The 25,462-nt window shown below is 74.9% G+C and carries 23 protein-coding genes; 6 read left to right on the top strand and 17 right to left on the bottom strand.

The genetic code is table 11. From position 1 onward, the window contains the following. Positions 1 to 121: 121 nt before the first annotated feature. The 7 genes from ACZ58X_RS19800 to ACZ58X_RS19770 all read right to left on the bottom strand — a co-directional run bounded on the left by ACZ58X_RS19800 (position 122) and on the right by ACZ58X_RS19770 (position 7,259). Positions 122 to 472, bottom strand: a complete 351-nt coding sequence (locus ACZ58X_RS19800) for a DUF2516 family protein (RefSeq protein ID WP_470334906.1) — start codon at positions 470 to 472, stop codon at positions 122 to 124. 121 nt (positions 473 to 593) lie between these two features. Beyond that, positions 594 to 1,124: a hypothetical protein gene (locus ACZ58X_RS19795; RefSeq protein ID WP_470334905.1), complete on the bottom strand. Its 531-nt coding sequence runs from the start codon at positions 1,122 to 1,124 to the stop codon at positions 594 to 596. 2 nt (positions 1,125 to 1,126) lie between these two features. Further along, positions 1,127 to 1,534, bottom strand: a complete 408-nt coding sequence (locus tag ACZ58X_RS19790; RefSeq protein ID WP_380408528.1) for a helix-turn-helix domain-containing protein — start codon at positions 1,532 to 1,534, stop codon at positions 1,127 to 1,129. A gap of 377 nt (positions 1,535 to 1,911) precedes the next feature. After that, positions 1,912 to 2,979 carry a DNA polymerase III subunit beta family protein gene (locus tag ACZ58X_RS19785; protein WP_470334904.1) on the bottom strand — a complete coding sequence of 356 codons (1,068 nt, stop codon included), beginning with the start codon at positions 2,977 to 2,979 and terminating at the stop codon, positions 1,912 to 1,914. A gap of 34 nt (positions 2,980 to 3,013) precedes the next feature. Further along, positions 3,014 to 3,895: an RNA polymerase sigma-70 factor gene (locus ACZ58X_RS19780; protein WP_470334903.1), complete on the bottom strand. Its 882-nt coding sequence runs from the start codon at positions 3,893 to 3,895 to the stop codon at positions 3,014 to 3,016. A 14-nt stretch (positions 3,896 to 3,909) separates the two neighbouring features. Further along, positions 3,910 to 4,110, bottom strand: a complete 201-nt coding sequence (locus ACZ58X_RS19775) for a hypothetical protein (protein WP_470334902.1) — start codon at positions 4,108 to 4,110, stop codon at positions 3,910 to 3,912. Continuing rightward, positions 4,107 to 7,259, bottom strand: coding sequence for a DEAD/DEAH box helicase (locus tag ACZ58X_RS19770; RefSeq protein ID WP_470334901.1), 3,153 nt, complete (start codon positions 7,257 to 7,259; stop codon positions 4,107 to 4,109). Before ACZ58X_RS19770 ends, ACZ58X_RS19775 begins: the two co-directional genes overlap by 4 nt. Before the next feature lie 226 nt (positions 7,260 to 7,485). On the opposite strand from ACZ58X_RS19770, the gene ACZ58X_RS19765 reads away from it, so the two are divergent. Next, positions 7,486 to 8,091, top strand: coding sequence for a YceI family protein (locus tag ACZ58X_RS19765; RefSeq protein WP_470334900.1), 606 nt, complete (start codon positions 7,486 to 7,488; stop codon positions 8,089 to 8,091). A gap of 101 nt (positions 8,092 to 8,192) precedes the next feature. Here the strand turns inward: ACZ58X_RS19765 and ACZ58X_RS19760 are convergent, their stop codons facing one another. Then, positions 8,193 to 9,179, bottom strand: coding sequence for a LysR family transcriptional regulator (locus ACZ58X_RS19760; protein WP_470334899.1), 987 nt, complete (start codon positions 9,177 to 9,179; stop codon positions 8,193 to 8,195). A 116-nt stretch (positions 9,180 to 9,295) separates the two neighbouring features. Here ACZ58X_RS19760 and ACZ58X_RS19755 point away from each other — a divergent pair, with 116 nt between their 5' ends. Continuing rightward, a complete protein-coding gene (locus tag ACZ58X_RS19755; RefSeq protein WP_470334898.1) occupies positions 9,296 to 10,549 on the top strand; it encodes an MFS transporter in 1,254 nt (417 codons plus the stop codon). 9 nt (positions 10,550 to 10,558) lie between these two features. Further along, positions 10,559 to 11,038, top strand: coding sequence for a macro domain-containing protein (locus ACZ58X_RS19750; protein WP_470334897.1), 480 nt, complete (start codon positions 10,559 to 10,561; stop codon positions 11,036 to 11,038). Here ACZ58X_RS19750 and ACZ58X_RS19745 read toward each other — a convergent pair. Then, on the bottom strand, positions 11,023 to 11,586 hold the full coding sequence (locus ACZ58X_RS19745; protein WP_470334896.1) for a GNAT family N-acetyltransferase: 564 nt from the start codon (positions 11,584 to 11,586) through the stop codon (positions 11,023 to 11,025). The two genes, ACZ58X_RS19750 and ACZ58X_RS19745, sit on opposite strands and share 16 nt — an antisense overlap. Positions 11,587 to 11,618: 32 nt before the next feature. On the opposite strand from ACZ58X_RS19745, the gene ACZ58X_RS19740 reads away from it, so the two are divergent. Together ACZ58X_RS19740 and ACZ58X_RS19735 are read left to right on the top strand one after the other, a co-directional pair. Beyond that, positions 11,619 to 11,768 carry a hypothetical protein gene (locus tag ACZ58X_RS19740; protein ID WP_470334895.1) on the top strand — a complete coding sequence of 50 codons (150 nt, stop codon included), beginning with the start codon at positions 11,619 to 11,621 and terminating at the stop codon, positions 11,766 to 11,768. A 10-nt stretch (positions 11,769 to 11,778) separates the two neighbouring features. Further along, on the top strand, positions 11,779 to 12,579 hold the full coding sequence (locus tag ACZ58X_RS19735; RefSeq protein WP_470334894.1) for a TetR/AcrR family transcriptional regulator: 801 nt from the start codon (positions 11,779 to 11,781) through the stop codon (positions 12,577 to 12,579). 138 nt (positions 12,580 to 12,717) lie between these two features. On the opposite strand, the gene ACZ58X_RS19730 is transcribed toward ACZ58X_RS19735, so the two are convergent. The 8 genes from ACZ58X_RS19730 to ACZ58X_RS19695 all read right to left on the bottom strand — a co-directional run bounded on the left by ACZ58X_RS19730 (position 12,718) and on the right by ACZ58X_RS19695 (position 24,751). Continuing rightward, positions 12,718 to 13,998, bottom strand: a complete 1,281-nt coding sequence (locus ACZ58X_RS19730) for a GNAT family N-acetyltransferase (RefSeq protein WP_470334893.1) — start codon at positions 13,996 to 13,998, stop codon at positions 12,718 to 12,720. A gap of 41 nt (positions 13,999 to 14,039) precedes the next feature. Next, positions 14,040 to 14,615, bottom strand: coding sequence for a GNAT family N-acetyltransferase (locus ACZ58X_RS19725; protein ID WP_470334892.1), 576 nt, complete (start codon positions 14,613 to 14,615; stop codon positions 14,040 to 14,042). A gap of 146 nt (positions 14,616 to 14,761) precedes the next feature. Next, complete coding sequence (locus tag ACZ58X_RS19720; RefSeq protein WP_470334891.1) at positions 14,762 to 16,075, bottom strand: C40 family peptidase; 1,314 nt, start codon at positions 16,073 to 16,075, stop codon at positions 14,762 to 14,764. Between the two features lie 245 nt (positions 16,076 to 16,320). Continuing rightward, the gene (locus tag ACZ58X_RS19715) at positions 16,321 to 17,406 is read right to left on the bottom strand and encodes a hypothetical protein (protein ID WP_470334890.1); all 1,086 of its coding nucleotides are present in this window, start codon (positions 17,404 to 17,406) and stop codon (positions 16,321 to 16,323) included. 113 nt (positions 17,407 to 17,519) lie between these two features. Further along, complete coding sequence (locus ACZ58X_RS19710) at positions 17,520 to 19,394, bottom strand: threonine/serine exporter family protein (RefSeq protein WP_470334889.1); 1,875 nt, start codon at positions 19,392 to 19,394, stop codon at positions 17,520 to 17,522. A gap of 182 nt (positions 19,395 to 19,576) precedes the next feature. Further along, positions 19,577 to 20,230 (bottom strand): DedA family protein, encoded by a 654-nt coding sequence (locus tag ACZ58X_RS19705; RefSeq protein ID WP_470334888.1) that lies wholly within the window; start codon positions 20,228 to 20,230, stop codon positions 19,577 to 19,579. Positions 20,231 to 20,355: 125 nt separating this feature from the next. Continuing rightward, positions 20,356 to 22,713 (bottom strand): hypothetical protein, encoded by a 2,358-nt coding sequence (locus ACZ58X_RS19700; RefSeq protein WP_470334887.1) that lies wholly within the window; start codon positions 22,711 to 22,713, stop codon positions 20,356 to 20,358. A 100-nt stretch (positions 22,714 to 22,813) separates the two neighbouring features. Then, positions 22,814 to 24,751, bottom strand: a complete 1,938-nt coding sequence (locus ACZ58X_RS19695; RefSeq protein ID WP_470334886.1) for an ATP-binding protein — start codon at positions 24,749 to 24,751, stop codon at positions 22,814 to 22,816. A 241-nt stretch (positions 24,752 to 24,992) separates the two neighbouring features. Here ACZ58X_RS19695 and ACZ58X_RS19690 point away from each other — a divergent pair, with 241 nt between their 5' ends. Beyond that, the gene (locus ACZ58X_RS19690) at positions 24,993 to 25,316 is read left to right on the top strand and encodes a hypothetical protein (RefSeq protein WP_470334885.1); all 324 of its coding nucleotides are present in this window, start codon (positions 24,993 to 24,995) and stop codon (positions 25,314 to 25,316) included. Positions 25,317 to 25,462: the final 146 nt, after the last annotated feature.

The raw sequence follows: 25,462 nt of genomic DNA, 5'->3' as shown, positions 1-25,462 counted from the left end.
GCGGCAAACCCCTCCCCCCCCCCCCTCCCTCCCCCCCCCCCCCCCCCCCCCCCCCCCCCCCCCCCCCCCCCCCCCCCCCCCCCCCCCCCCCCCCCCCCCCGGCGTTGTGCGTGAGGTCGGCCTACCAGGGGCCGTACGGGCCGGTGTTGCTCCGGCCGGTGCCGCCGGCCCCGCCGGTCAGCGCCCGGATCGCGGGGCGGACGTCCACCACGTAGACGATCGAGGCGACCAGGCCGGCCAGGGTGCCGATGCTGCCGAGGAAGTTCGCCCCGAACAGCAGGTCCCACCCGAAGCTGATCCCGAGGACCGCCAGCCAGAAGCCCTTGGTCTTCTTGTCGGCCGCCCGGTAGGCGTCCTCGCGGCGGGTGGCCGCGTCGATCAGCGCGAAGAACTTGTAGCCCAGGATCGCGACGGCCATCCACCAGAACGGGTTCAGGTAGGAAAAGGCCAGGATCTGGAACACTCCGGTCATCGCGGTCTCCTACGTCTCTCGGCTTGCTGCGCCCCGGCCGCCGCCCATCCTGGCACGGCCGCCGCCCGCAGGGTGTGAACGTCCCGCCGTGCGCGGATGTGCCCCGGACGGCGGGCGGCGGTCACTCCGTGGGGGTGGGGGTGTTCTTCCGGGGCTTGGCGGGCTTCTTCGGGGCGGGGTCCGCGGCGACGGCGGGGGCCGTGGGGGCCGTGGGGGCCGTGGGGTCGGCGGGGGCCGCGGGGATGTCCAGCAGTTCGGCTTCGACGGGGGCGGTCTCGGCGGTGGGGGCGAGGACGCCCTTGCCGCGCTCGGCCAGCTCGTCGTAGGTCTCCTTGGCCCGGACCGCCAGTTCGAGCGCACGGGCCACCTGCTGCAGGGCGAAGCCCTGGGCCCGCTCCTGGAGAACCTTGAGGTCGGTCGGGAAGGCCGTGACGGCCCCGGTGACCTTGGCCGGGGCACCGGCCAACAACTCCTGCGCCTCGTGGAGCCTGGCGGTCGCCTTCTCCTGGGCACCCTGACGGTCCGCCGCCAGGGCCTCGACCCGGCCCGGCACCTCGCGCAGCTTCTCGTACGCGAGGTCCCCGGCGCCCGCCAGGGCGTACAGCGGGGTCGGGTCGGTGAGGGTCTTCTTGATCTCGTCGGTGATCGGCATGCTTACCGGTCCTCCCGGTGGGTGTTCTGGGTGGCCGCGCCGTCGGTCGTCGGGGTGGAGGCCGAGGCGGCGTTCTCCTTGAGGAAGGCGTCGTAGACCGCGAGCAGCGCCTGCTTCTGCTGCTCGTTGATCAGCGGATCGGCCAGGATCGAGGCCCGCAGCTCCAGGCCCTCGCCCCGCCGCTCCTCCAGGATCCCGGCCTGGACGTACAGCGTCTCCGCCGAGATCCGCAGCGCCTTCGCGATCTGCTGCAGGATCTCCGCGCTCGGCTTGCGCAACCCTCGCTCGATCTGGCTGAGGTACGGGTTGGACACGCCGGCGGCCTCCGCCAGCTGGCGCAGCGAGAACTGCGCGTTGCGGCGCTGCTCGCGGATGTACTCGCCGAGGGAGGCGACGTTGAGTGAGGCCATGGGGACAGGGTGCGGGATTGTGCTTGCAATTGCAAGCAGGGTGCTAGCTGAGGGCTAAGGCGGGGAGCCGCTGCGCGGGGCTTTGGTTGGGGGGTGGGCTCTCGGGAGGGTGGGTGACGCCGGGGGCGGTTCCGGGGGTGGGCGCTCCGGGGGCTGGATGATTTTCCGACCGCCGACCCTCATGGTGCGGGGTGTTCGCCGTTGGCGGTCTGAAAATCACCCGTCACGCCCCTCTCCGCACCCACCCCCTCCACCGCCCCCTCCCGCAGCGCGTCCCTCTCGCCTTGGGCGGGTGAGGGGGGAGGGGGGTGCTGTGGGTGGGTCGGTTGGGGGGTGGGTGGAGGGGTGGGTGGTGGATGTTGGTGGGTGGGTGTGGGTCAGGCGGGGAGGCGGACCGGCATCAGGACGGAGAAGGTGCCGGTTCGGCCGGGGGTGCGGATGGCGAGCGGGGCGATCGGGCCGCCGAGTTCGAGGAGGAGTTGTTCGGGGTGGGCGGCGCGGAGGGCGTCGAGGAGGAAGTCGCGGTTGAGCGCGATGTGGGGGTCGTCGGGGGTGGGGTCGGCGGTGACGGTGAGGTGGCCGTCCTCGGTGAGGGCGAGCACGGTGACCTGGCAGTCGGCGCCCTGGGGGCCGGAGGGGAGGGTGCGGGTGGCGCCGGTTTCGACGGCGGTGCGCAGGGCGGTGGTGGGGAGGGTGACGCTGTGCTGGGGGGCGAGGCGGGTGAGGACCCGGTGGTCGGGGTAGTCGGTGGCCGGGACGGTGCCCTCGATGCGGTGGTCGGGGGTCTCGGCGCGGAAGGTGTCGGCGCCCAGGGTGAGCACGACTGCGGTGGGGGCGGCGGGCAGCAGTGCGCGCAGGGCGTCCACCAGGGCGGTGGGGACGGTGGTGCCCGGGGTGGGGTGCTTCGGGGCTCCGGCCGCGGGCAGTTCGGCGAAGGCCATCCGGTAGCGGTCGGTGGCGACCAGGCGCAGGACCGGGCCGTCCGGTTCGAACAGCACCCCGCTCAGGGCGGGTTGGCCGGGGTCCTGGCAGACGGCGAAGCGGACGGCGTCCAGGGCGGCGGCCAGGCCGTCGGCGCGGACGGTGAGGCTCTGGGTGGTGGTCATCGGGTGCTCCCTCTGCTCGATCGTCGTGCGGATCAGGGAGAGCTCGCGGCGGGCGTCGGCCAAGCCGTTCTCCAGGCGGCGCAGGTGGGCGTCGAGGACGCGTTCGGCCTGCCGGCCGGAGAGGACGGCGCGGATGTCGGCCAGCGGGAGGCCGACCCGGCGGAGCCGGACCAGCAGGCGGGCGTCGGCGAGTTGGGCGGGCCGGTACCAGCGGTAGCCGGTCTGCGGGTCGACCCAGGCGGGGGTGAGCACCTCGGCGCCGTCGTAGTAGCGCAGGGTGCCGACGCCCAGGCCGCTGGCGCGGGCCAGTTCGCCGATGCTGTGCAGCTCGCTCTCCATGCCGGTGACTCTCGGGGCTCGACCTGGTCGAGGGTCAAGCGAGGTGGGTGAGCTTGTTCGGGTTGCGGATGGCGCGGATCGCGCTGATGAGGGGCTCGCCGTCCGGGCCCTCGGTGAAGTCGAGGACGGAGACGGAGTCGACGGCGCCGTCGACGGTGATCAGCACGCCGGGCTGGCCGTTGACCAGGACGGGGCGGACGCCCACGGCCTCGCCCAGCTGGCGGAGCACGCCGAGCAGGAAGCGGGCGACGTTGTCGGCGCCGGTGACCGGGCGGAGGGCCGCGCGGATCACTCCGCCGCCGTCGCTCCAGGTGGTGACGTCGGGGGCGAGGAGTTCGAGCATCCGGTTGAGGTCGCCGCCGACGCAGGCCGAGAGGAACTCGTCGGTGGCCCGGCGGCGCAGCTCCGGCGGGGCGTCGTAGCGGGGGCGGCGGGCGCGCACGTGGGCCCTGGCCCGGCTGCCGACCTGGCGGCAGGCCGCCTCGGTGCGGTCCAGGGCCTCGGCGATCTCCGGGTAGGAGAAGCCGAAGGCCTCCTTGAGGACGAACACCGCCCGCTCCAGCGGGGAGAGGCTCTCCAGCACGACCAGCAGGGCGAGCGAGACGCTCTCGGCGCGTTCGACGTCGCCGGTGGCGTCGGGCTCGGAGACCAGCGGTTCGGGCAGCCAGGGGCCGACGTAGGACTCGCGGCGGACGGCGGCCGAGTCCAGCCGGTTGAGGGCGAGGTTGGTGACCGTCCGGGCGAGGTAGCCGGCGGGGCTGGCGACCGGGCCGGTGACCCCGCTCCAGCGCAGCCAGGTGTCCTGGACCAGGTCCTCGGCGTCGGCGACGCTGCCGAGCATCCGGTAGGCGATGCCGAAGACCATCCGCCGGTGCTGTTCGAAGGCGGCGAGCTGCGTGTCGGGGGTGTCGGTCACGTTCGGACGCTACCTCAGGAGCGGAAGGCCTGGTAGGCGGGGGCGAGCAGGGTCGCCAGGTCGCGGCCGTGGACGGTGATGCCGGAGCGGCCGAGACGGTGCAGCGACGGCTCGTCCGGCTCCTCGTCCGGGGTCGGCGGCAGGGCGAAGTCGCCGCGCCAGTAGGCGGCGACGTTGACCATCGGGGCCTTCGGGGGTGGCGCCTGGTCGGTCATGCGTCCTCCTCGGCGACGGCGTCCTCGCGGGTGAGGGTGACCAGTTCGCGCAGGGCCTCGGCGGGGAGGTCGGTGAGCCAGTGCTCCCCCGCGCCCACCACGGTGTCGGCCAACGCGCGTTTGGCGGTGAGGATTTCGTCGATCCGCTCCTCGACGGTGCCGACGCAGACCAGGCGGCGGACCTGGACGTCACGGCGCTGGCCGATCCGGAAGGCCCGGTCGGTGGCCTGTTCCTCGACCGCCGGGTTCCACCAACGGTCCAGGTGGATCACCTGGTTGGCGGCGGTGAGGTTGAGGCCGGTGCCGCCGGCCCGCAGGGAGAGCAGGAAGACCCTGGGGCCGTCCGGGGACTGGAAGCGCTGCACCAGCTCCTCGCGGCGGGCACGGGGGACGCCGCCGTACAGGTGGAGGACCTCCTCGCCGAGCCGGCGTTCCAGGTACGGGCGGAGCATGGTGCTGAACTCGGCGTACTGGGTGAAGACCAGGGTGCGGTCCCCCTCGGCCAGCGCCTCCTCCAGCAGTTCGGCGAGCCGGGCGACCTTGCCCGAGCGCTCGCCCAACGGTGAACCGTCGTGCAGCAGTTGGGCCGGGTGGTTGCAGACCTGCTTGAGTTTGCCGATCGCGGCCAGCACCGTGCCGCGCCGCTCCACGCCCCGGATCCCCTCCACCCGCTGGAGCAGGTCGGCGACCACCGCCTGGTAGAGGCCGGCCTGTTCGGCGGTGAGGTTGCACCAGACGGTCATCTCCTGCTTGGCGGGCAGCTCGGCCGCCACCGCCGGGTCCGTCTTGAGCCGGCGCAGCACGAACGGGGCCGTACGGCGGCGGAGTTCGGCGGTGCGTTCGGGGCTGCGGTGCAGTTCGACCGGGATCGCGTAGCGCTCCTTGAAGCGCTCGGCCGGGCCGAGCAGGCCGGGGTTGGCGAAGTCCAGCACGGCGTGCAGTTCGGCGAGCCGGTTCTCCACCGGCGTGCCGGTCAGGGCGATCCGGTGCCGGGCGACGGGCAGCGCGCGGATCGCCCGGGACTGGGCGGTGCCGGTGTTCTTGATGTGCTGCGCCTCGTCGGCGACCACCCGGCGCCAGCGGATCGCGCGGAGCGCGGCGAGGTCGCGCTGGACCAGCCCGTAGGTGGTGATGACCAGGTCCGCTCCCCTGACGGCGGCGGCGAGTCGATCGCCCCCGAGGCGGTCGGCGCCGTGGTGGACGTAGCGGCGCAGGCCGGGGGCGAAGCGCTCGGCCTCGCGCTGCCAGTTGCCGACCAGGGACATCGGGCAGACCAGGAGGGTGGGGGCGTCCGCTCCGGACTGCTCGGAGGCCAGTAGGGCGAGGGTCTGGACGGTCTTGCCGAGGCCCATGTCGTCGGCCAGGACGGCGCCGAGGCCGAGCTCGGACATGGTGCTGAGCCAGGCGAGTCCGCGCTGCTGGTACGGGCGGAGTTCGGCGTGGAAGTCCGGTGGCAGGGCGGGGACTTCGGGGGTGGCGGGGGCGGTTCCGGCGAGCAGGTCGCCGAGCGGGCCGTCCACCCGGACGCCGGTGACCGGCAGTCCGGCGACCGTCGCCTCCGGGTCGAGGGCGAGCCGCAGCAGGTCGGCTGCGGCGAGCAGGCCGTCGCGCTGCTCGGTGAGGAAGGCCAGGGCGGCGGCGATCTGGGCCGGGTCGGCCTCCAGCCAGGCGCCCCGGACCCGGACCAGTCCCTGTTTGGCGGCGGCGAGTTCGGCGAGTTCCCGCTCGGTGAGCGGGGTGCCGTCCGGGCCGAGGGCGGCCTGCCAGCGGAAGGCGACCACGGCGTCCCGATCGACCTGGCTGGTGACGGCCAGGGTGCCGGGTGCGGGCGGGGTGGTGGCGCGCAGGGCGAGTCCGAGCCGGGAGCGTCGGCGCCACCAGGAGGGCAGCAGCACGCCGAATCCGGCCCCGGCCAGGGCGGGCGCGGCGGTGCGCAGGAAGTCGAGCGCGCCGGCGCGGTCGAGCGGCAGGGCGGACGGCCGGGAGCGGTGGCGCAGCCCGTCCAGGGCGGGCCAGCGGTGGGCGGCGCGGGCCAGTTCGGCGACCAGTACGTCGGTGGGGCCGGCCTCGTCGCCCCCGGGGCCGCCCTGCGTGAGCTTGCGGTCGAGGGCGGCGTGGGCCGCGCCGCCCTCGTGCAGCTCGGCGGCACGGACCAGCAGGGAGGGCTCGTCGACGGCCTGGAGCAGGAACTCCAGCTGCCAGGCGTCGTCGGAGGGGCTGCCTTCCGGGTCGTCGTCGGCGGGGCCGAGCGGTTCGACCAGGCGGAAGCAGAGCCGCAGGGCGGGGTCGGCGGGCTCGGCGGTGGCGTACCAGCCGGTGATCCGGCGGCGCAGCTCGGCGAACTCCCCGGGCGGGGCGTCGACCTCGCCGGAGGGGGTGGTGAGGGCGTGCAGCCAGCGGTCGGCCGGGGCCGGGCCGGGGGCGGGGAAGGGCGTGTCGGCCAGGGCGGCCCGGGCTTCGGCGTCGACCAGGGCGCCCAGGGCGGCGTCGAGCAGGGCCTCGCCGGTGCCGGCGCCGGTCGGCCACTCGCCCAGCAGGACGGGTGGGCAGCCGGCCGCCAGGGCGGCGGCCTCGCGGCGCGCGGCCGGGGTGGGGTCGGGCCGCCAGCGGGCCCGGGGGCGGCCGTCGGCGAGGACGGGCAGGGGCAGCACCCGGCCCCGGCCGACCGCCCGCCAGGCGAGGTCGTGCACCCCGGTGAGCCAGCGCAGCGAGGGCCCGTAGACGACTTCGACCCGGCCGGTGCCGGGCAGGTCGGTGTCGGTGACGGCCCAGTGCGGGTCGTGGACCTCACCGAGCAGCTGGGCGGCGGCGCCGGCCTCGAACAGCAGGGCGGGCACCCGCCAGGGGGTGAGCACGGCGCCGCCGCGCGGCGGGGTGACCGGCAGGTCCGGCGAGGGGGCGGGCAGGGGGCCGACGGTGGGCAGCAGCAGGGTGGTCCAGCGTTCGGGGGCCTGCCCGGCGAGCCAGCCGAGGCCGGGCCCGATGCCGCCGAGCACGGCGGCCAGGCGGTCGGCCGGGCAGGCGTACGGGTGGGCGCGCGGGGCGGGCCGGTCGGGGCGGGGTTCGGCGGCGCCGGCGTGGGCGCGGGCGTCCTCGGCCCAGAGGGCCAGCCGTCCGTCCGCCCGCCAGAGTGCGTGCAGGACGAACATGCGGGGCCTCTCGGGGCGGGTGGGAACCGTCCTTCGCAGCCTAGTCGGAGGGTCGGACAGTGCCCGGTGGACGGTCCGGTGGCGTGCGCGGGGCCGGGCGACGGGGCCGTTCGGGTGATTCGGCGGAGCGCTTCGACCGTTGTGGTTGAAACTTGAACGAAAGCGTCGTACGGTGGAGCCAAGAAGTTGAAGCCTAAACAAGTGGCTTCGAACCCGAGGAGGAGCCATGGGCCTGTTCAACCGCACCAAGACCGCCACCCCCGCCGCTGTCCGGACCCCGGCCGGCCCGGACCTGTCGCACCTCACCGGCGACTGGGTGATCGACACCACCCACAGCGAGATCGGCTTCGCGGTCCGCCACGCGATGGTCACCAACGTCAAGGGCCGCTTCACCGACTACGAGGGCAAGCTGCACCTGGACGGCGCCGAGCCGCACAACTCCTCCGCCGAGCTCGTGATCAAGGTCGCCAGCGTCGACACCAACCAGGCCCAGCGCGACGAGCACCTGCGCACCGGTGACTTCTTCGCCGTCGAGACCTACCCGGAGATCCGCTTCCGCAGCACCTCCGCCGAGGCGATCGGCGACGACTCCTACCGGATGACCGGCGACCTCACCATCAAGGGCGCCACCCGCCCGGTCGTCCTGGAGCTCGACTACACCGGCAGTGCCACCGACGCCTACGGCGCCGAGCGGGTCGGCTTCGAGGGCAGGACGGTCGTGGACCGCACCGAGTTCGGCCTGACCTACAACGCGGCCCTGGAGACCGGCGGCGTGCTGATCGGCGAGAAGGTCAAGCTCAGCTTCGACATCTCCGCCGTCAAGGCGGCCTGAACCGGCCGTCCGCGGCCACGGCGGCCCGTGCCGCCCCCATGACCCACCGCCCCTGCCCGTCCCCCCGGGGCAGGGGCGGTGCGCCGTTCCCCCGGGACCGGCTACGCCCCCGCGATGAGCGCGGCGTCCTCCGGGGGCAGCCAGCTGTCGGCCGGGCGGTTCAACCAGCCCTCGGCGGCGCCGAGTTCGGCTGCCGCGGCGGCCAGCGCGGGCAGGCCCGGGTGGCGCTCGCCGGGCCGGTGCACCAGGCTCACCAGACTCAGCGGGACCGGGTCCACCAGCGGGACGTTGACCGCCCCCGGAAGGCTCGGCCCGCCGACCGTGGTCAGCATCGGATCGCCGTGCCGGGCCAGGTAGCGGGCCGTCTCGACCGGGCCCACCGGCGGGACGTACGGCTCGGCCGCGCGCAGCCCGTGCTCGCGCAGCAGCCGGGCCCCGAGGTCGGCCCACTCGGTGGTGGCCGGGTTTCCCGCGCAGATGTCGACCGGGTGCCCGACCAGATCGGCCGGGCGCAGCGCCGGGCGGCCGGCCAGCGGGTGGGTGTCCGCCATCATCACCGAGACCCGTTCCAGCCGTACCGGCCGCTGGGCGAGCCGGCCGCGCACCGGGGCGGGCAGTCCGGCGAAGCGGCCGAACGAGGCGCCCAGCCGGTGCGCCAGCAGTTCGTCGGCGGCCGCGGCCAGACCGCCGTGGAAGCGGGCCAGCAGTTCGCCCTCCGGCCAGCCGGTGCGGGCCCGTTGCAGCACCCGGTCGGCGGTCAGGTCCGGGCCGGTGACGTCGCTGTTGAGGTCGAGCAGCAGCGGCCTGGCGGCGGCACCCGCCCCGGCGCCGAACCCGGCGAGCAGTTCGTCGTGCAGGGCGAGCAGCCGGCGCGCCCCGGGCAGCAGCCGGCGCCCGGCCGGGGTGAGGTCGACGCTGCGGGTGGTGCGGGTGAACAGCGCCTCGCCGAGCAGGCCCTCCAGGGTGCGGACGTCCCGGCTGAGTGCCTGCTGGGCGACGTACAGCCGCTCGGCGGCCCGGCCGAAGTGCAGGGTCTCGGCGGTCGCGACGAAGCCGCGGAGCAGTCGGGGGTGCAGGTCGCGGGGCATGGGCGGCAGATTAACAACACCGTGTTGTGGATGCGGCGGAACAGGTGTTGGACGCCGATCGGAGCGCGCCGCGAGGCTTGGCGCACCCCCTCCCGCCCTGCGTCCCAGGAGCCCGATTGCCCCCGCGCGCCCTCCTCGCCTCCTACCGCCGGCTGTTCGCGGCCCCCGGCACCGCCGCCTTCACCCTGGCCGGGCTGCTCGGCCGGCTCGCGCTGTCGATGAACGGCGTCTCGCTGGTGGTGCTGCTCGCCGAGCGGCGCGGCTCGTACGCGCTGGCCGGGACGGTCTCGGCGGCCGGGCTGGTCACCGGGGCGATCGGGATGCCGCTGCTCGGCCGCCTGGTGGACCGGTACGGGCAGTCGCGGGTCGCGGTACCGGCTGCGCTGTACAACGCCGTTCCGCTGACCGCCCTGCTGCTCTGCGTCCGGCTCGGCGCACCGGACTGGACCCTGTACGCGTGCTGGGCCGCCGGCGCCGCCCCCAACCTCGGCGGCATGGCCAGGGCCCGCTGGGCGCACCTGCACCGGGACGACCCGGCCGCCCGGCACCTGGCCAACTCCTTCGAACAGGCCCTGGACGAACTCTGCTTCATGGCCGGGCCGGTGCTCGCGATGCTGCTCTGCACCACGGTCGCCCCGGAGGCCGGACTGCTCACCGCCGGCACCGTCGGCACCGCCGGCGCCCTGCTGTTCGCCGCCCAGCGGGGCACCGAACCGCCGCGGCCGGCACCGGTCCCGACCGGCGAGCGGCACGGCTCCCCGCTGCGGGTGCCCGGGCTGCGGGTGCTGGCGCTGACCTTCCTCGCCACCGGCATGGTCTTCGGCGCCACCGAAATCACCACCGTCGCCTACGCCGACGCGCTCGGGCACAAGGCGGCGGCCGGCCCGCTGCTGGCCCTGGTCGCGGGCGGATCCTGCCTGGCGGGGCTGCTGTTCGGGCTGCTGACCCCGCGCCGGGCTCCCGGCGCGCGCTTCCTGCTCGGGGTCGCGGCGATGGCCTCGGTCCTGCTGCTGCCGCTCGCCGCCGGGCTCGGCGGGGCCGGGCCGGTGGCCCTCGGCGCGGCCCTGTTCGCGGCCGGCACGGCCACCGCGCCGACCATGGTGACCGGCATGACGCTGGTCCAGGAGCTGCTGCCGCAGCGGCAGTTCAACGAGGGGATGGCGGTGGCGGTGTCCGGCATCGTGGTCGGCATCTCGGCCGGGGCGGCGCTCGCCGGGGTGCTCGCCGAGCGGGCGACGCCCGGCACCGGCTACGCCCTGCCCGCCGGGGCTGCGGCGCTCGCCCTGCTGATCGCACTGGCCGGGCGGCGGCACCTGCGGGCGTCCGGCCCCGCGGAAAATGGCGCGCGGGTTGTCAGTGCCTCCGTCTAACTTCGAGTCATGGCGGAAATCACCTACGTCCGAGGCGATGCCACCACGCCCCAGGGCAAGGGCGTGAAGGTGATCGCGCACGTCTGCAACGACCTCGGCGGCTGGGGCAAGGGCTTCGTGCTCGCGCTCTCCAGACGCTGGCCCGAACCCGAAGCCGCTTTCAGGCGGTGGCACCGGGAGCGGGCGAAGAACGACTTCGGCCTCGGCGCCCTGCAGTTGGTGCAGGTCGAGCCGTACGTCTGGGTGGCCAACCTGGTCGGCCAGCGCGGCATCCGGACGGGGCGCTCCACCGGGGTGCCCGTGCGGTACGAGGCCATCGACACCGCACTGGCGGCCCTGGGCGGGCGCGCGCTCGAACTCGGCGCCTCCGTCCACATGCCGCGGATCGGCTGCGGACTGGCGGGCGGGCGCTGGGAGAAGGTCGAGCCGCTGGTGGCGGCCCGACTGTCGGCGCGCGGCGTGCCGGTGACGGTCTACGACATCGACTGACCGCTCCCCGGCCGGGCGCCCGCAGCCGGCCAGGCGTACACGTACTCGGGCAGCACCGCGCCGCCCGGGAACACACCCTCCTGCGCCGCGATCCGCACGCCGCCCTCGCGCTCGTAGAAGGCGATCGCGCGGGTGTTGGCGCGCAGCACCTCCAGGTACAGCTCGGCGGCGGGGAACCGCTCGGCGAGTTCGGCGCGGGCGGCGGCCAGCAGTTCCCGGCCGATGCCCCCGCCGGTGAGGCCCGGGCGGACGTGCAGGTTGTCCACCAGCACCCGTCCGTCGGCCTGCGGCACCAGATAGACGAACCCGACCGGCTCACCGGCCCGTTCGGCGACCAACAGCACGGGCGTGTTCTCCGGCGGCCCGTAGTCCACCGTCAGGCGCAGCTCCCACAGTTCGCGCCGCTGGGCGGCCAGTCCGTCCCCGAGCGCCTCGTCGGGGACGATCCCGCTGTAGCTGGTGCGCCAACTCTCGGCGTGCAGGTCTGCGACGTCCGCGGCGTCCTGCGCTCCGCCGTGCCGAATGGTGGTCCGTTCTGGACCGGTCATGTGACGAGCCTCCCACGAAGATGGAGTTGAACATGTTCAACCGTAACGCGTACAGTTCTGCCAAGCTTTTGAACGTGTTCGAAATGACGGGGGGCGGATTCGTGGCACCGGATGCGGAGGGGGCATCCGGTGCCACGAACACCGACAGCACCGACACCGGGTGGAACCTCGTCTCCGGTTAGGCTCATGCCTGTGGACGACCTGGCAGCGACGAACCGAACGGACGGCGAGAAGGGTGCGGCCGACGCCTCGGCCGCACCCGGCGCGGACGGTGGGCCCATGCCCGGCGCCCGGGCCCAGCCCAAGACCGACAAGAGCGAGGCGACCCGGGCGCTGATCCTGGAAACGGCCATGCGGCTGTTCCAGGAACGGGGTTACGAGAAGACGACGATGCGCGCCATCGCCACCGAGGCGGGCGTGTCGGTCGGCAACGCCTACTACTACTTCTCCGCCAAGGAATTCCTGATCCAGGGGTTCTACGACCGGATGACCCACGACCACGCGGCCGAGGCCAGGCTCCGCATGGCCCGCACCCGGGACTTCGCCGAGCGGCTGCAGATCGCGCTGACCTCCTGGCTGGACACGGCCGCGCCGTACCACGAGTTCGCCGCGCAGTTCTTCCGCACGGCGGCCGACCCGACCAGCTCGCTGAGCCCGTTCTCCGACGAGTCCCACCCGGCGCGGGCAGTGGCCGTCGAGCTGTTCCGCGACGTCCTCCAGGGCTCGGAGCTGGCACCGAAGCTGGACGCCGAACTGGTCGAGCTGCTGCCGGACGTACTCTGGCTGCACCTCATGGTCGTGGTGCTCTACTGGGTCTTCGACCGGACCGAGGACACCGAGCGCACCAGGGAGTTCGTCCGGCGGTCGACGCCGATGGCCGCCCGGGTGATCAACCTCTCGCGCTACCGGGTGTTCCGGCCGATCGTGCGGGACGCCAAGGGCCTGATCCAGGACTTCATCCTGCCCACGATCGGCAAGACGGCCGTCAAGTAGGCGCGTCCGGGCCCGAGTTGCCAACGCCTGAGGCCGGCCCGCGGTGCGCGGGCCGGCCTTCGGCGTCGTTCCGGGTGCCGTCGGTCTTTGCACGGTCGGTCCTGGCAGGGTCGTTCCTGGCACCGTCGTTCCGGCCGCTCAGAAGTCCGTCGGCGTCCAGGCCCGCAGCGGCGTGCGCAGCAGCAGGTCGGCGGCGGCCGCCGCACCCGGGCGCAGCTCGGTGACCAGGCCGGCCGCGGCCAGTCGCGGGAGCGTCTCGGCGCCCAGCTGGAGCGAGCCCAACTCCGAAGCGTCCAGGGCGAGATCGGCGTCGTCGGTGGTCCGGACGCAGCGGCCGGTGCCGTCCTCGGCGACCTCGATCGCGAAGCGGCCGGAGGCGTAGCCGAGCTTGTCCTCGACCTCCAGCACCACCCGGCCGGGCGCACCGTACGAGCGGGCGCCGAAGGCGGCCTCGACGTCCAGCAGCCGCAGCCACATCGCGTCGGCGTTGTCCTTGCGCGGGGTGGCCGCGCGCGGGTCCTGGAGCAGCAGGGGCAGCGGGTCGTCCGGGGCGAGGCCCTCCACCACGACCCTGCGCACCCAGTCGACGCTCAGCACCAGGCGCCACAGCTCGACGGCGGTGGGCAGGTCGAGGGCGATGAACTCGTCCACGGTGAGCGTGGCGTCGGGGTTGGCGCCGTCCCACTTGTTCTCGACCCGGTAGACGACCATCCCGGTGACCGCGCCGTCGGCGTCCCGGTGGACGGCGGTGAACGGCTCCTTGAAACTGTCGCCCGGCACCTGGATCCGGTTGGTGCGGCGCTCCCACCAGACCTCGTTGCGGGTGATCGCGCCCGGCTGGGTGAGCCGCCAGCGGTCGTACAGCTCGGCGCCGAGTTCGGCGTGCTGGTCCAGGGTCACGAAGTCGGTCCGGCCGCCGGGCACGCCCGGCAGGCCCTCGCGCAGACCGCGGGTGCGGCTCAGGTCGATGTCCCAGCCGCTGCCGTGGGTGGCCGGGCCGAAGCCGAACCGGCCGTAGATGTTGTACTCGGCGGCCATCAGGACGGCGACGGCGCAGCCGCGCTCGGCGGCCGCGGCGAGGTCGCGTCGCATCATCGCGCTGAGCAGGCCCCGGCGGCGGTGGGTGGCGCTGACCGTGACGTTGGTGATCGCGTCGGCCCGGACCACGGCTCCGCCGGGCACGGTGAGTTCGACGTCGAAGCTGCGGAAGGTGGCGATCTGCCGGCCCCCGTCGAAGCCGGCCACCATCCGGCCCGGCTCCCACTGCCGGCGGCGCAGGTCCGGCGCGACGCCCGCGTGCGAGCGCAGGAAGCCGAAGTTCAGCGCCCGGTTCCACTCCTCCACTTCGTCCACGGAGACGGCCCGGATCTGGATCCCGTCGACGGGGTCGGAGGCCGTGTGATCACTGTCGTTGTGCATCCGGCCACCGTACGGGCGGCGCCCGGGGAGGAGCACCCCAATTAATCCGGGTCCGTCCCCCGGCGGTGCTCGCCCGGTGTCACCACCCAGTGGTTGGTGCGCAGGACGCGGTCCCCGAAGCCGAGGTCCCGCTCGCCGAGCAGCCGGAAGCCGAGCGCGCGGCAGACCCCGTTGGACGGTCCGTTGGTGCTCCCCGGGTTGGCGTGCACCTCGCCCCAGCGGCCGTCCGCCGCCGCGGCGTCCAGCACCCGGCGGACCGCCGCCTTGGCCAGGCCGCGGCCCTGGAACGCGGGCAGCACCATCCAGCCGATCTCGGAGACGGTCACGCCGTCCTCCTCGTCCTGCCAGAGCGTCACCAGGCCCGCCGCCTCGCCGCCGTCGGCCCTGTCGCCTTCGGCCCCGGCGGCGTCGGCCCCGGCGGCGTGGGTTTCGGCGGCGTCGGGCACGATCACCTTGATCCAGGCGGTGTCCTCCGCCACCAGCCGGAGGTCCTTGCGCAGCCGCGCCTCCACCTGCTCCCGGGGCAGCGGGCCGCCCAGTTCGGCCATCATCGCCTCGTCGCAGCGCATCCGGACGTACGCGTCGACGTCGCCCGCTGCCACGTTCCTCAGCCGCACGGTGCCTCCTCTGGAGTGGTCGGAGCGGCCACGCTAACGGAGGCCTCCGACAACGGAAGCCGGGACGGCGGGTGGCGGCGGGCCGGCGGAGCTGGCGGCGGGCGAGCGGGTGCCGCCGGCCCCGTTCGGGTGGGGCTCGCCGGGGGTCATGGCCGGGCGTAGTAGTCCGGGGTGCCCATGATCCAGAGGCTGGCCTGCTTGACCGGCATGCCGACCCGGGGGGCCTCGATCATCTGGTCGTCGCCGATGTAGAGGCCGACGTGGTGGATGTCGGCGGAGCGGCCGGTGTCGGTCCAGAAGACCAGGTCGCCGGGGCGCAGTTGGCGGTAGCTGACCGGGGTGGACTGGGCGTACTGGTCGGCGGCGAAGTGGTTGAGCTGCTTGCCGCCCTCGCGCCAGGCCATCATGGTCAGCCCGGAGCAGTCGTAGCCCTCCGGCCCCTCGCCGCCCCAGATGTAGGGCAGGCCGATCTTGGAGCGGGCGAAGGCGATCGCGGCGGCCGCGCCCTCGGCCGACCAGGGTCGGCTGCCGGGCGGCGGCGCCTGGGCCCTGGCGGCCTCGGCCGCGGCGGCTTCGGCCTCGCGGGCGGCCTGTTCGGCGGCGGCCCGGGCGGCCGCCTCGGCCTCGCGGGCGGCGATCGCCTCCAGGGCCTCGTGCCGCTTGCGCTCCAGCTCGACGGTGGTGTTGCGGGCGGCGGCGAGGTCGGTGAGCAGCTGCTCACGGTGCCGGGCGGCGGCGGCGACCTCGGTCTGCTGGGCGGCGAGCCGCTGTTCGGCCCTGGTCCTGGCGGCGCCGACCTCGGTCGCGGCCTTCTCCGCGGCCGTGGCGGCGGTGCGGGCGGCGGCGGAGGCGGTGCGGGCGGTGGCGGCGGTGGAGGTGGCGGCGTCCAGGATCTGCCGGGTGCGCTCGCTGGCCACGCCGACCGCGGCGGCGCGGGCGCTCGCCTCGCGCGGGCCGTGGGCTCCGAGCAGGGCGTTGAGGGCGGAGAGTTCGGCGCCCGCGCCCTGCCGGTAGGTCTCGGCGGCGAGCCGGGCGGCGTCGTCGGCGGCTTCGGAGCGTTGGGCCTCGGCGGCGGCCGCGCGCCGGTTGGCGGCGGTCTCCTCGGTGCGGGCCCGGGTGAGGGCCAGCTGGGCGCCGTTGTAGGCCTCGACGGCCTGTTCGGCGCCGCGGGCGGCCCGGTCGAGTGCGGTGCGGGCGGCGATGAGCGCGGTCTCCAGCGCGGCGGCGGAGGCGGCCTTGCCGTCGGCCTCGGCGCGGGAGCGGTCGATCTCCTCGGCGGAGGGGTACGGGTCCTGGCCGGCCGGGGGCGCTCCGGCCGCCGGTTCGGCCGGTACCGGTTCGGCCTGCGCCGGGGCGGGCTGCGCCGGTTCCGGCTGCACCGGGGCGGCCTGGGCGGCGGGGAGCAGCCCGAGCAGGGCGGTGAGGGACAACAGGAGGGTCGGCAGGATCCTGCGCGCCACGAGACATCCCTTCTCACGGGTCCGGAGGGGACGACGGCGGAGGCCGGGCGGCGCGCGGCCTCGGGGGCTGCGGTCGGGGCGGCGGGGGATCCGACGAATCATCCCATCACATGACAGAACGGTCACTCGCCGATCATGTTCTCAACTCCGAGGGTTTTCACGCCTCGAACGCGCTCCGCCGGCCGGGTGACCATCCGATGATCCGACCGGGCGTCATCGTCACCCAGGCGCACAAGGTATACGAACTAGCGGTGGATCCGGCGGGTCTTCGTCCGAAGGTGGGGGTGTCGGCCGGGGCGGCGTTCCAGGCCGGTCGGGCCGACCGCGTACGTCCGGCTGCGCCCGGCGCGGACCGTACGGCGGCGCTGCCGGGCCCCGGCCGAGCGGGTCGGCACGCCCTCGGCGGGCCCCTCGGCCGGCTGCGGGTGCGCCGCGGGCGCCTTCGCCGCCGCCCCGGCGCCCGCGGCCGAGCGGCGGTCGGCCAGCCGCGCCCGGCGGCGGGCCAGGGCCCGGGCGGCGTGCGCGTCGAGGTGGGCGGAGGCCCGGGCGGCCATCCGCTCGGCGACCCGGTGGGCGGCCGGGTGGTTGGCGGGCACCTTGTCGGGCGCGCCGGCGATCAGGTCGAAGAGCCAGGTGCGGGCCCGGTCCGCACGCCGGTGCAGCAGACGTTCGCGCCGCAGCGCACGCGCCCGGCGGCGGGGGCGCGTGGTGTACCGCCAGCGGGCCCACGGGCTGCTCGGGCGGGCCAGCCGGATCGCGCCGATCCAGGACAGGCCGGGGACCATGATCCCGAGCAGTCCGGTCCACACCTTGCCCTTGAGCAGGGTGATCACCGAGGCCAGCGCGTTCACCGAGATGACGGTGATCAGGCCCCACCGGGTGTCCTCGCCGGGCACCACGCCGAGCGGCACGTACCCGATCAGCAGCAGGGCGGTGAACAGGATGCCGAAGATCACCGCGTCCACCGACTTGCGGCCCTGCTCGCTCCAGTACACGTCGTCCAGGTGCAGGATCAGCGCGAACTCGTCCAGCACCAGGCCGCAGCCGATGCCGAAGAACAGCCCGAACCAGTCGATCCACGGGGTGCCGCCGTAGGTGGCGAACACCCCGATGCCGCCGACCAGCAGGAAGCCCAGGCCGAACACCATGTGGTGGATGTGCAGGCCGCCGGGGGTGACGTTGCCGGGCCACCAGCGCACCTTGGCCCGGATCATCCGCACGCTGAACCGGATGAAGACGAAGGAGGTGATGAAGCCGACCAGCAGCAGGAACAGCGGTTGCTTGTGCGTGTTGACGATGTGCTCGCGGTAGCTGTCCAGCATGGTCGTCATGGGTCTTACCTTCGTTCCTGGTCCTGCGTCCTGCCTGCCGTGACATGGCCCGGGGCCCAACAGCCGCCCAACACGGATCCCCGTCGGGATCCGTCACCGGGCTCAACGCGCGGTCAGAACCCCCGGGTGCGCTTGGCCGCCCGGCGCGGCACCGCCGGGTAGAGCGAGGGCAGCTCGGCGCCCACCGGCAGTTTCAGGAACAGCCGGGCGATCTCCCCGCCGAGGTTCACCCCGATGGCCAGCGCCATGGCGATCGCGGCCGCCCGGAACACCGACACCAGGCCGGTGCTGGAGTGCCCCTGGGCGAAGGCCAGCATCCCGAGGTAGAGCGCCGAACCGGGCATCAGCGGGCCGATCGCGGCGGTGACGTACGGCAGCGCCGAGCCGTTCCGGGCCCGCGCCATCAGCTGGCCGAACAGGCCGACCAGGCCGGCCGCCACCCCGGTGGCCGCGATCGGGTTGACGTGCGCGTTGTACACCAGCGCGCCGTAGCTGGCCCAGCCGATGCCGCTGTTGAGGGTGACCAGCGCGAGGGTGCGGCGGTCGGTCTGCAGCAGGGTGGCGAAGGCCAGGGTCAGCACCATCGCGGCGACCATCTGGACCGGCGGGTAGCTGATGCCCACCAGGCTCTCGTCCGGCTTGAGCTTGGCCTCGAAGCCGACGCCCAGGTAGAGGATCATGATCACGCCGATCACGATGCCCGCGACCAGGTAGATCACTTCCAGCAGCCGGGCCGCGGCGGTGATGTAGAAGCCCGTCAGGCCGTCCTGGACGGCGGCGACCAGGGCGCGCCCGGGCAGCAGGGCGAACAGGCCACCGGTGATCACCACCGAGCCGCGCAGGCCCCAGTCGTTGAAGGACAGGATGATCCCGGACGCGGCGGCCGGCATCGCGGCCGCCACGAACTGGTAGAACTCCGGCAGCCGGCGCTTGGCCAGCGCCGAGGCCAGCCGGTCGCCGAGGACGGCCGCGACGAAGGCGCTGCCGAAGACCAGCCAGGCCTTGTCGTCGAGCCGGCCGCCGACCAGGAAGGTCGCCGCGCCGGCCAGCAGACCGGTGGTCAGGGCGAGGAACCAGGCCGGGTACGGGTGCCGGTTGCGGCGGATCGCGGCGAGCCGGCGGTAGGCGTCGTTGACCGTCACCTGCTCCGCGGTGATGTCCGCCACCAGTTGGTAGACCGCGTTCAGCCGGGTGTAGTCGGAGGTGCGGCGGCGCACCACCCGGTCGGCGGTGACCGGCGGCTCGACCAGCGAGGGCTGGTGCGAGATGCCGATCAGGGTGAAGGTGACCTGCGGCTCGCAGCGGTCCAGCCGGTAGGCGTGCGCGATGCCGAGCATGGCCGCCTCGACGTCCTCGGCGGCCTCGCCGCTGGCCAGCAGCAGCTCGCCGATGCGCAGCGTCAGGTCGAGGATGCGGGGGACGTTGCGGGCGGCGGCCGCCGAGGGGTGCATCTCGCGGGCGGTGCGCTCGAAGGCGGGGCGCTCGGACATCGGGGTGCGCAGCAGGGTGCGCATCCGGTCCGGCCAGGGCGCCTCGCCGGGGGCGCCGGCGGTCAGCTCGGGGATCGGGATGCCGGTGGGCGGGGTGTAGCCGGCGGCGCGCCACTCCTCGGGAGTGAGGGTGTCCTCGGCGACCGAGCGGCGGCGCGGCGGGCGGGCGTCCGCGGGGCGCTCGGGGTACGCGGGGCGCGCGGGGCGCTCCGGGCGCTCCGGGCGCTCGGCGGCCGGGTGCCCGGTCGCGGGCTCCTCGGCGGCCCCGTCCCGGGGGCGCAGGTCGATGGTCAGCTCGGGGTGCGGCTCCGGCGATGCCCCGGCCCCGGCCCCGGATTCCGGCGCGGGCTCGGGGGTCAGCAGGCCCTTGGTCTCCAGTACGGGCGGGACCAGCGGCACCACGGTGGTGGGCTCGACGACCGGGGCCGGGTAGCCGAGCAGGCCCTCGGTGGGCGGCGCCTCGGCGGGGTGCACCGGCTTCGGCGGTGTCTGCCGCACCTGGCGGACCGTCCGGCCTCCCCTCGCCCGCTTGCCCGCACCCGGTCGGCCCCGCTTAGGCACTTCCGCTCCTCGCCACCCCTGGTGGCCGTCGGCCACCGTTCGATCTCCGGATACACCTTGCCTGATCGAACAGCCGGACGCACATGTACGCGACGTCCGGCGGCGGCGCCCCCGGACGCCTACCCGGCGCGCCGGCCCGCGGTGTCGCGCGCTCCGGAACGGCGGGCCCGGAGCAGTTCGACCGCCACCGGCACCACGGAGACCAGCACGATGCCGACCAGGATGGCCTCGATGTTGTCCCGGACGAAGGGGATCCGGCCCAGGAAGTAGCCGAGCACGGTGACCCCGGCGCCCCACAGCACCCCGCCGACCACGTTGAACAGCACGAAGCCGCGGTAGTTCATCCTGCTCACCCCGGCGACGATCGGGGTGAAGGTGCGCACGATCGGCACGAAGCGGGCCAGCACGATCGCCTTGGGGCCGTGCCGTTCGAAGAAGGCGGCGGCCTTCTCGACGTTCTCCTGCTTGAACACCCTGGAGTCGGGGCGGCGGAACAGGCTCGGTCCGACCTTCCGGCCGAACAGGTAGCCGACCTGGTCCCCGGCGATCGCGGCCAGCACGATCAGCGCGCAGACCAGCCAGAGCGGCTGGTGCAGGTAGGTGCCGCCGGCCACCAGCAGGCCGGTGGTGAACAGCAGCGAGTCGCCCGGCAGGAAGAAGCCGATCAGCAGGCCGGACTCGGCGAAGACGATGGCCAGGATGCCGATCAGGCCGAAGGTGGAGATCAGGGTGGTCGGATCGAGCCAGGACGGGCCGAGGGCGATGCTGGTCACGGTGCGGGCTCTCCTGGAGGTCGAGTCTTGGCAATGCGATGGTAAAGCAATGACAAAGACTCGCCGGGGACGGCGATGGTTCCCCGGCCGCCCGGAGGTGCGGGCCGGCCGGGGAACCGGCTGGCTCAGAGGTCGTAGCGCTCGACGATCCCGGTGTGCCGGCCGAGGTCCGCCCCGGCCGCGTCGGCCAGGTCGAGCCAGGCCAGCGGGTGCGCCCAGTCGGCGGTGAGCGCGTGCAGCAGCGCGTCGGCCGCCTCCGCCGAGGCGGTCGGCGGGACGCCGAGCGCGGCGTAGACGCCGGGCAGCGAGCCGTCGTCCTCCGCCGGGTCGGTGATCCGGTACTGCTCCCCGCTGTACGCCCAGACCGCGTAGCCGGCCGCCCGCAGGTCGTCCCGGAAGCCGGACCAGGCCTCGTCGCCGGGCCAGGCGCCGTCGATCCAGTACGTGGTGAAGCCCGCCGGGTCGAGCAGGGTCAGCAGGGCGAACACCGGGCGCCAGTTCGCCCGCTCCTGCTCCGGGGCGTCCTCGGCCGGCGGGGCCTCCAGCAGGGCCGGGGCGAACACCACCACGTCGCCGTGATTGAGCGTCAGGTCGTCGCCGAGCACCGGCAGGATCCGGGCGGTGGCCGGGCCGGTGCGGACGGCGGGCAGGTCGGCGGTGGAGCCGTTGGTACGGGTGGCGCGGACGGTGACCAGCTGCCACTCCTCGTCCACCGGGCCCTCGGGCTCGTCGAACTCGATGCCGATCCGGGCGCCGGTGGAGCGGACCACGGCCCAGTCCCGGTTGGCGGTGGCGGCGGTGACCAGGTGCCAGAGGTCGGGCTCCCGGACCGTCCGGTGGAGCTGCTCCTCCCCCGCCTCCTCGGCGGACAGGGCGTGCTCCAGCAGCTCCTGGTAGAGGCGCTGGGCGGTGGCGTGGTCGCCCAGTTCGGTGGCGGCGGCCGCGGCCAGCCGGCGGGTGTTGATCCGGTTCGCCTCCAGTGCCAGGATCGCCCCGCACTGCTCCAGCACCTCCGCCCAGCGGCCCTCGGCGGCGGCCCAGCGGGCGCGGATCCAGTGCGCGTCGGCCGGGGCGGTCGCGGCCAGCCGGTCGGCGAGCCGGCGGATCCCCTCGGCGTCCCCGGCCTCGATCAGCAACTGGCCGAGCGTGCCGACCAGTTGCTCGCTGCCCGGGTCAGCGTCCAGCCGCCGCCACAGCAGGTCGGCGGCGGCCCGGGCGTGGCCCAGTCCGCCGAGCACGGTGGCCAGCGGCACGGCCAGCCCGGTGGCGCCGGCGGGCTCGCCCCGGTACCGCTCCAGGGCGACGGCGAGCAGGTCGGCGCCGGTCTCGACCGGCACCTCGGCCTCGGCCAGGTACGCCGCCAGCTCGCCGGGCGGGACGGGCAGCTCGGGCACCGGCAGCGCCTCGGCGGCCGCGCGCAGGGCCGCGACCTCCCCGGCCACGCCCTCGGTGCGGCGCAGCCGGGTCAGCTTGCGCTCCCCGGTGGCCGCGAGCGTGAGCGCCACCGTGCGGGCGCCGCGGGCGAGGGCCAGCCGGCCCGCGGCCAGCAGCAGGTCCACGCAGGGGCGGTGCGAGCCGGTGGTGTCCAGGTAGCCGACCCAGCCGGCCAGCACGGCGCCCAGCTCGGCGTCGTTCTCCCAGGCACCGGCCGCGACCAGCAGCTCGACCGTCCGGGTCCAGGTCTCGCGCAGGTCGGCGTGCCGCTCGGCCTCGGCCCGGGCGGGCAGCAGGGCGAGCGCCTCCGGCGTGCGCCCGAGCGAGGCGAGCGCGCGGGCCCGCAGCAGGGCGCCCCAGCGCCGGTCGCTCTCGTCGAGCTCCTCGCCCCTGGCCCTGGCGGTCCGGTCGGTGGTGTCCAGCAGGGTGAGCACTTCCTCGTGCCGGCCCAGCAGGTGCAGGGTGCCGGCCCGGGCGCGGTGGAAGCGCAGCGAGACCTGCTGGCCGGCCGCCTGCATCCGGGCGGCGGCGGTGTCCAGGTGGGCGAGCGCGTCGGCGGCCCGGCCGTCGTCCTCCAGGGCGTCGGAGTACTCGCGGGAGAGGCAGTCGAAGCAGGCCCGGCCGGGCTCGATCCGGTCCAGCGTCTCGCCGACCACCTCCAGGCGCTCGGTCACGTACCCGGGGCCGTCGACCCGGGCGTGGCAGATCGCGAAGTCCTGCACCACGCAGACGGACTGCGGGCAGCCGGCCGTCTCCTCCCGGTGGGCGAACTCCAGCAGGTCGACCGCCTCGGGCATCACCGACTCGCCCTGCTGGCGCTTGTTCAGCAGGTTCTGCATCCGCCAGTGCCGCAGGTAGACCTCGACCCAGGGCAGGTCGAGGGCCCGCGCGGCGGCGACCGCCTCCGGGAAGACCGCGTCGAGCTGTTCGTTGCGGCCCTCGGTGGCGTGTTCGGGCAGCTCGTACATCGCGTCGGCGAGCCGCGCGTGGCCGGCCGCGCTCAGCTGCTGGTGGGTGTCGCGCACCCAGGCCCAGATGTCGGTGGTCATGGCTGTTCCCCCTGCGTGGTGCTGGTGTGTGGTCTGGCGCGGGCCGCTGACGGGGCGTCCGCCCGGGTGCCGGTCGGCGTGGCGGCCGGGGCGCCGTCCGTCACGCCTCGTCCCGGAGCGCGCCGGGGCTGTCCGGGACGTCCGGCAGGCCGGCCGGGACGGCGGCGGTGAGGGCGGAGACGGCGGTGCCGATGCCGGCCAGCGCGGCGCCGAGGTCCCCCTCGGCGGGGCCGGTGGAGGCCGCCGCCATGATCACCTTGAGCGAGCGGAGCAGCCCGGCCGCGGTGGCGCTGCCGGTGTGCCCGGTGCGGTAGGCGGCGAGCAGGTCCCGCACGGCCGGGCAGTCCAGGTTGAGGTAGAGCCGGGCCTTGACCGCGCCGTCGGTGCGGGCGGTGAACGCCCGGGCCAGCCGCAGCGCGGCGGACGGGATCCGGGCGTCGGCCTGGTCGTCCTCGATCCGGGCCTTCAACTCGGCCTCCCGGTCGGGCACCAGGACCAGCGGCAGGCCGGGCGGGTCGAAGCGGGCCGGGACGAGCTGCTCGCCCCGGTCGGCGAGGGCGCCGGCGAGCCAGGCCGCCTCCTCGGGCGGCAGCGGGCGCTCCGGGTCGCGGAACAGTTCCCGGTTGCCCTGCTCGCTGCCCAGCTCGACCAGCCGGCAGCCGCGCAACTGGGCGTAGCGGCGCAGGAACGGCAGCACGGCGTAGCGGTCGCCGCGGGCGATCGGGACGCGCATCGCCCGGTACAGCATCTCCTCGAAGCCGCCGCCGCTGCCGAGCGCGACGTGCACCGCGCCCCCGCCGGCCGCCCGCAGGCCGCCCGCGGTGAGGTCGCCCTGCGAGGTGGGCACCGGGACGTCGTCGGCGAGCAGGGTGAACAGCCGGTCGTCGCAGAGCGCGGCGCCGAGCAGCTCCTGGCCGTGCCGGGTGAGGATCCGGCGCCAGACGGCGGGCCGCAGCCGGGCCGTCTCGTACAGGCCGTCCACGACGGCGTCGGTGAGCGCCCGTTGCAGCGCGCGGTAGTGCTCGTCGCGCTGGAGGTCCTCGCGGCTGGCGGTGGGGGTGAGTCGGCTGGACTCGATCACGCCGCCGATGAAGCCGGCCCAGCTGGGCAGCAGGTCGCGGGCGTCCTCGGCGAGCAGCATGCCGCGCAGGTAGACGGCGAGGTCGCGGTTGTCGCTGCTGCCGTAGGAGCCGCCGTCCTGGACCCAGAGCAGGCCGACCGCGTCGGTGGCGCCGTCGGCCGGACCGTCGCCCTGGACGGGCAGCACCGGGAAGGCGGTGAGCGGCTCGAAGCGGCGGCCGAAGGCGGCGGCGAAACGCATCCGGGCGGCGTGCTGGTCGCCGTCGACGCGCTGGCGCCAGGGCACCTGGACGGCGTTGACGGGCTGGTCGTCGTCGCCGACGTAGACCGGTATGGGCAGCAGGACGCAGTAGCGGCCGAGGACTTCGCGCAGGGCGTGCTCGTCGGCGAGGTGGGCGTGCTCGGCCTTGAGCGCCAGTTCGACGACGGTGCCGGGCTCCGGGCGGGCGGGGGCCGGGTCGACCTGGTACTGCTCGCCGCCGCGGCTGCGGTAGCGGTGGCCGAGCCGCGGCTCGCGGTGCGAGGTGGTGGTGACGGTCACCTCGTCGGCGACCGAGAAGGCGGAGAGGAAGCCCAGGCCGAAGGCGCCGATCAGCTCCTGGTTGCCGGTCAGTTCGCGCAGCATCCGGGTGTAGCCGGTGCCGACGGTGGCGAGGTAGGCGTGGATCTCCGGTTCGGTGAGGCCGGCCCCGGTGTCCTCGATGGCGACGGTCCGCCGCGCGGCGTCGGCGCGGACCCGGATCCGCGGCCGGTGCTCGCCGTCCGGGTCCTCCAGGAGCCGGCGGGTGTGCGAGTCGTGGGCGTTCTGGACGAGTTCGCGCAGGGCGACCAGGGGCGTGGAGTAGAGGTGGGTGGCGAGGACGTTCACCAGGCCGCCGAGGTCGACCTCGGTGGTGCGCAGGTCCTCGGTCGGGGTGGGCTCGGCGGGGGTGGGCTCGGTCGGGGCACCTTCAGACATGGGTCCTCAGTGTGCCAGTGCGACAATCCGTCGACCATTTCTTTCTATGCATCAGACGGAATGACGGATTCTGGTCAACTCGGAATTGACCGCTCCCCCACCATCGAGGGAAATGCCACCCGTTTGGTGGAGTTCGTCCACGTCACTGGTGAATGCTGAGCGTGCGACGTCAGGCAACGGCGCTACGGAGCGGCCACTCCGGATCGCGCCACCTTCGCACTTCCAGCTCAGGGAGACCAGCGTGTCCCGTATTCGCGCAGCCGCCGCCGTCACCGCCCTCGGGGCCTTCCTCCTCGTCGGCGTCGGCGCCGCCACCGCGCACGCCGACAACGGCGCCGGCGCGATCGACCACTCCAACAGCAGCGTCGTGAGCAACGTCGGCTCCGGCAACGTCATCGGCACCGTCAACGGCAACCTGGTCAACACCCAGCAGACCGCCACCGGTTCGGGGGCGAGCAACCAGAACAACGGCCTCGCCGTGGCGGGCAACAGCGGGAACGTCGGTGCCCTCCAGGGCAACGGCAACGTCGACGCCCGGGTCTACTACCCGCACGTCCTCTACTAGCCGGGCCGACCGGGTCCGCGGCCGGTCGCACCGCACGCACGGGGCCGGGTGGGCACCCCCATTCCCCCAATGTGGGGGGAGGGAAACGCACCCCCCCCCCCCCCCCCCCCCCCCCCTCCCCCCCCCCCCCCCCCCCCCCCCCCCCC

The sequence above is a fragment of the Kitasatospora sp. NPDC040550 genome, from assembly GCF_055594965.1.
Note: the sequence above shows the minus strand (reverse complement) of the source record. Positions and strands in the feature narration are given on the sequence as shown.

Bases quoted from the DNA above. Each gene is read 5' to 3' on its own strand.
- ACZ58X_RS19795 (WP_470334905.1), bottom strand. From the start codon at position 1,124: ATGCCGATCACCGACGAGATCAAGAAGACCCTCACCGACCCGACCCCG.
- ACZ58X_RS19785 (WP_470334904.1), bottom strand. From the start codon at position 2,979: ATGGAGAGCGAGCTGCACAGCATCGGCGAACTGGCCCGCGCCAGCGGC.
- ACZ58X_RS19730 (WP_470334893.1), bottom strand. From the start codon at position 13,998: ATGCACAACGACAGTGATCACACGGCCTCCGACCCCGTCGACGGGATC.
- ACZ58X_RS19715 (WP_470334890.1), bottom strand. From the start codon at position 17,406: ATGACGACCATGCTGGACAGCTACCGCGAGCACATCGTCAACACGCAC.
- ACZ58X_RS19775 (WP_470334902.1), bottom strand. From the start codon at position 4,110: ATGACCGACCAGGCGCCACCCCCGAAGGCCCCGATGGTCAACGTCGCC.
- ACZ58X_RS19745 (WP_470334896.1), bottom strand. From the start codon at position 11,586: ATGACCGGTCCAGAACGGACCACCATTCGGCACGGCGGAGCGCAGGAC.
- ACZ58X_RS19800 (WP_470334906.1), bottom strand. From the start codon at position 472: ATGACCGGAGTGTTCCAGATCCTGGCCTTTTCCTACCTGAACCCGTTC.
- ACZ58X_RS19750 (WP_470334897.1), top strand. From the start codon at position 10,559: ATGGCGGAAATCACCTACGTCCGAGGCGATGCCACCACGCCCCAGGGC.
- ACZ58X_RS19790 (WP_380408528.1), bottom strand. From the start codon at position 1,534: ATGGCCTCACTCAACGTCGCCTCCCTCGGCGAGTACATCCGCGAGCAG.
- ACZ58X_RS19740 (WP_470334895.1), top strand. From the start codon at position 11,619: ATGTTCAACCGTAACGCGTACAGTTCTGCCAAGCTTTTGAACGTGTTC.
- ACZ58X_RS19770 (WP_470334901.1), bottom strand. From the start codon at position 7,259: ATGTTCGTCCTGCACGCACTCTGGCGGGCGGACGGACGGCTGGCCCTC.
- ACZ58X_RS19700 (WP_470334887.1), bottom strand. From the start codon at position 22,713: ATGACCACCGACATCTGGGCCTGGGTGCGCGACACCCACCAGCAGCTG.
- ACZ58X_RS19760 (WP_470334899.1), bottom strand. From the start codon at position 9,179: ATGCCCCGCGACCTGCACCCCCGACTGCTCCGCGGCTTCGTCGCGACC.
- ACZ58X_RS19765 (WP_470334900.1), top strand. From the start codon at position 7,486: ATGGGCCTGTTCAACCGCACCAAGACCGCCACCCCCGCCGCTGTCCGG.
- ACZ58X_RS19695 (WP_470334886.1), bottom strand. From the start codon at position 24,751: ATGTCTGAAGGTGCCCCGACCGAGCCCACCCCCGCCGAGCCCACCCCG.